General features: G+C 67.7%; 3 protein-coding genes. 1 reads left to right on the top strand and 2 read right to left on the bottom strand.

Annotated elements, in window-relative coordinates; all coding sequences use genetic code 11:
- Positions 1 to 163: 163 nt before the first annotated feature.
- Together ACZ4Z5_RS02580 and ACZ4Z5_RS02575 are read right to left on the bottom strand one after the other, a co-directional pair.
- Positions 164 to 1639 (bottom strand): (Fe-S)-binding protein, encoded by a 1476-nt coding sequence (locus tag ACZ4Z5_RS02580; protein WP_468256579.1) that lies wholly within the window; start codon positions 1637 to 1639, stop codon positions 164 to 166.
- A gap of 932 nt (positions 1640 to 2571) precedes the next feature.
- Positions 2572 to 3183 (bottom strand): sugar transferase, encoded by a 612-nt coding sequence (locus ACZ4Z5_RS02575; RefSeq protein WP_468255575.1) that lies wholly within the window; start codon positions 3181 to 3183, stop codon positions 2572 to 2574.
- Positions 3184 to 3363: 180 nt separating this feature from the next.
- Here ACZ4Z5_RS02575 and ACZ4Z5_RS02570 point away from each other — a divergent pair.
- Positions 3364 to 4455 (top strand): Hsp70 family protein (locus ACZ4Z5_RS02570; protein ID WP_468255572.1); only part of this gene is annotated, 1092 nt, incomplete at its 3' end.

The raw sequence follows: 4455 nt of genomic DNA, 5'->3' as shown, positions 1-4455 counted from the left end.
CAGGGGGGGGGGGGGGTGGGGGGGGGGGGGGGGGGGGGGGGGGGGGGGGGGAGGGGGGGGGGGGGGGAGAGGAGAAAAAAAAACACCCCCCCCCCCCCCCCCCCCCCCCCCCCCCCCCCTCTTCTCCACGCTCCCGCGGGATCCGCGGGAGCCGTCCGTGGGACTACTTCACCGGTTCGGGCTCCGGCTGGTCCGACTCCTCAACGTCACCGGCCGGGTCGACGGGCGTCTTCACCGAGTCGAGGAGCAGCTGCGCCACGTCGACGACCTGGAGCGACTCCTTCGCCTTGCCTTCGTTCTTCTTGCCGTTCACGGAGTCCGTGAGCATGACGAGACAGAACGGGCAGGCGGTGGAGACGATGTCCGGGTTGAGGGACAGGGCCTCGTCCACGCGCTCGGTGTTGATGCGCTTGCCGATCCGCTCCTCCATCCACATGCGCGCGCCACCGGCGCCGCAGCAGAAGCCGCGCTCCTTGTGGCGGTGCATCTCCTCGTTCCGCAGGCCCGGCACCTTGGCGATGATCTCGCGCGGCGGCGTGTAGACCTTGTTGTGGCGGCCCAGGTAGCAGGGGTCGTGGTACGTGATCAGACCCTCGACCGGGGTGACCGGGATCAGCTTGCCCTCGTCGATGAGGTGCTGGAGCAGCTGGGTGTGGTGGATGACCTCGTACTCGCCGCCGAGCTGCGGGTACTCGTTGGCGATGGTGTTGAAGCAGTGCGGGCAGGTCGCGACGATCTTCTTCGCGGACTTCGGCTTCTTCGTCGACTCGTCCTCGTCGTCCTCGCCGAACGCCATGTTCAGCATCGCGACGTTCTCGGCGCCGAGCTGCTGGAACAGGAACTCGTTGCCGAGGCGGCGCGGGGAGTCACCGGTGCACTTCTCCTCCCCGCCCATGATCGCGAACTTGACGCCCGCGATGTGCAGCAGTTCGGCGAAGGCCTTGGTGGTCTTCTTGGCCCGGTCCTCCAGGGCGCCGGCGCAGCCGACCCAGTAGAGGTAGTCGACCTCGGTGAGGTCCTCGACGTCCTTGCCGACGACCGGGACCTCGAAGTCGACCTCCTTGGTCCACTCGAGGCGCTGCTTCTTGGCCAGGCCCCAGGGGTTGCCCTTCTTCTCCAGGTTCTTGAGCATCGTGCCCGCCTCGGACGGGAACGCGGACTCGATCATGACCTGGTAGCGGCGCATGTCGACGATGTGGTCGACGTGCTCGATGTCGACGGGGCACTGCTCGACACAGGCGCCGCAGGTGGTGCAGGACCACAGGACGTCGGGGTCGATGACCCCGTTCTCCTCGGCGGTGCCGATCAGCGGGCGCTCGGCCTCGGCGAGGGCGGCCGCGGGGATGTCCTTCAGCGCCTCCTCGGAGGCCCTCTCCTCGCCCTCCATGGACTTGCCGCCGCCGGCCAGCAGGTACGGGGCCTTGGCGTGCGCGTGGTCGCGCAGCGACATGATCAGGAGCTTCGGCGAGAGGGGCTTGCCGGTGTTCCAGGCGGGGCACTGCGACTGGCAGCGGCCGCACTCGGTGCAGGTGGAGAAGTCGAGGATGCCCTTCCAGGAGAACTGCTCGACCTGGGAGACGCCGAAGACGTCGTCCTCGCCCGGGTCCTCGAAGTCGATCGGCTTGCCGCCGGAGGCCATGGGCTGGAGCGCGCCGAGGGCGGTCTCGCCGGCGGCGTTGCGCTTGAACCAGATGTTGGGGAAGCCGAGGAAGCGGTGCCAGGCCACGCCCATGTTGGTGTTGAGCGAGACGGTGATCATCCAGATCAGCGAGGTGCTGATCTTGACCATCGCGGCGAAGTAGATCAGGTTCTGCAGGGTGGCGGTGCTCAGCCCCTTGAAGGCCAGCACCAGCGGATACGACACGAAGTACGCGGCTTCGTAGTGGTCGACGTGGTGGATCGCGCCCTCGAGGCCGCGCAGGGCGAGGATGGCCAGGCCGATGGTGAGGATGACGTACTCGACGAAGTAGGCCTGCCAGGCCTTGGAGCCCGCGAACCGGGACTTGCGGCCGGCCTTGGAGGGCAGGCTGAGCAGCCGGATCACGATGAGCGCGAGGATGCCGACGACCGTCATCAGGCCGATGAACTCGATGTAGAGCTCGAACGGCAGGAAACCGCCCAGCACCGGGAGCGTCCAGTCGGCCTGGAAGAGCTGGCCGTACGCCTGCGCCAGGGTCGGCGGCAGCGTCAGGAAGCCGATCGCGACGAACCAGTGGGCGAACCCGACGATCCCCCAGCGGTTCATCCGGGTGTGGCCGAGGAACTCCCTGACCAGCGTGATCGTTCGAGCCTTCGGGTTGTCCGTGCGGCTGCCCGCGGGGACCGGCTGTCCCAGCTTGACGAACCGGTAGATCTGCGCGATGGCTCGGGCGAAGAGCGCGACGCCGACCACGGTGAGGACCAGCGACACAATGATCGCGGCGAGTTGCATGGGGGCTCCTCGGGCCTGCGAGGGTGAGGGTGGGGATCCACACTACTAAGCGGTAACTTATCGAGTCAGTAGTGAGACTACCCAGTAATGCCGCCGCACTGTAGCCGCGCAAGCGGTGATCTGTGTCGCTGAGGCAACCCTCAGCGACACCGTGCGCCCGTTCCGTCCTCCGCCCTCCTGCCGGGCGGAAGGGCGTCGGCGAGCACTACTGGAAGGGTACGGGCCAGCAGGGCCAGGTCCATGCCGAGCCAGTGGTGCTCCGCGTAGTGCCGGTCGAGCAGGTCCCGGTCGTACCACGGGAGTCCGGACCGGCCGTGGATCTGGTGCAGGCCGGTGATGCCCGGCGCCGCGCGCAGCGCCTCCGTGCGGGTCCCCGCCGCGGTCGGGGCCTCCCGGTACGTCCCCACGCCGTTTTCCGCCCCGGTCGGCGATTCCGCCGCCTCTTGTGGGCGCGGCGGGTGCGGACGTGGTCCCACCAGGGACATCTCGCCGAGCAGGACGTTGACCAGCTGGGGGAGCTCGTCCAGGTGGGAACGGATGATCAGTCGCCCCGTACGGCTCTCCGGGCGTGCACCGAAGCGCAGCATCGCGAACGGGCGCCCGCCCAGGCCCTCCCGCGGCACCTGGATCACCGTCCCACGGGGGCTGCGGGCGGAGACGGCGACCGTGACCGCGACGGCAAGCATCACGGGGGCTGCTGTCAGGAGCAGCATCAGTCCGCCGACCAGGTCGAGTGCACGTTTTGCTGCCATATATCGCACTCTGGCATGGGGTGGGTGAGGGGAATGTGTGCCACGCCGCCGGGGCGCGCGGCTTGCTTGCGTATAAGCGCAAAATAAAACCTGAGTCGCCTTGACTCAGGTCTGTTGACTCGTTTGGAACGGTCATGCATCCTTGAGCCTGTTCCACTCAAGTCAGCTGGAGGAATCGAAATGGCACGTGCGGTCGGCATCGACCTGGGCACGACTAACTCCGTCGTCAGCGTTCTGGAGGGCGGCGAGCCCACCGTCATCACCAACGCCGAGGGCGCCAGGACCACGCCTTCCGTCGTCGCCTTCGCCAAGAACGGTGAGGTGCTCGTCGGCGAGGTCGCCAAGCGCCAGGCGGTCACGAACGTCGACAGGACCATCCGGTCGGTCAAGCGCCACATGGGCACCGACTGGAAGATCAACCTGGACGGCAAGGACTTCAACCCGCAGCAGATCTCCGCGTTCATCCTGCAGAAGCTGAAGCGGGACGCCGAGGCCTACCTGGGCGAGAAGGTCACCGACGCGGTCATCACCGTCCCGGCGTACTTCAACGACTCCGAGCGTCAGGCGACCAAGGAGGCCGGCGAGATCGCCGGTCTGAACGTCCTGCGCATCGTGAACGAGCCGACCGCCGCCGCGCTGGCGTACGGCCTCGACAAGGACGACCAGACCATCCTGGTCTTCGACCTCGGCGGCGGCACCTTCGACGTCTCGCTGCTGGAGATCGGCGACGGCGTCGTCGAGGTGAAGGCCACCAACGGTGACAACCACCTCGGTGGTGACGACTGGGACCAGCGCGTCGTCGACTACCTGGTGAAGCAGTTCGCCAACGGCCACGGCGTCGACCTGTCCAAGGACAAGATGGCGCTGCAGCGTCTGCGCGAGGCCGCGGAGAAGGCGAAGATCGAGCTCTCCTCCTCGACCGAGACCACGATCAACCTGCCCTACATCACGGCGTCCGCCGAGGGCCCGCTGCACCTGGACGAGAAGCTCACCCGCGCCCAGTTCCAGCAGCTGACCGCGGACCTGCTGGAGCGCTGCAAGCACCCGTTCCACAACGTCATCAAGGACGCGGGCATCCAGCTGTCCGAGATCGACCACGTCGTCCTCGTGGGCGGCTCGACCCGTATGCCGGCCGTCGCCGAGCTCGTCAAGGAGCTGACCGGCGGCAAGGAGGCCAACAAGGGTGTGAACCCGGACGAGGTCGTCGCCATCGGTGCCTCGCTCCAGGCCGGTGTCCTCAAGGGTGAGGTCAAGGACGTCCTGCTGCTGGAC

It is taken from the genome of Streptomyces sp. NPDC030222, assembly GCF_055573115.1.
This window is presented reverse-complemented; position numbering and strand designations above follow the sequence as displayed.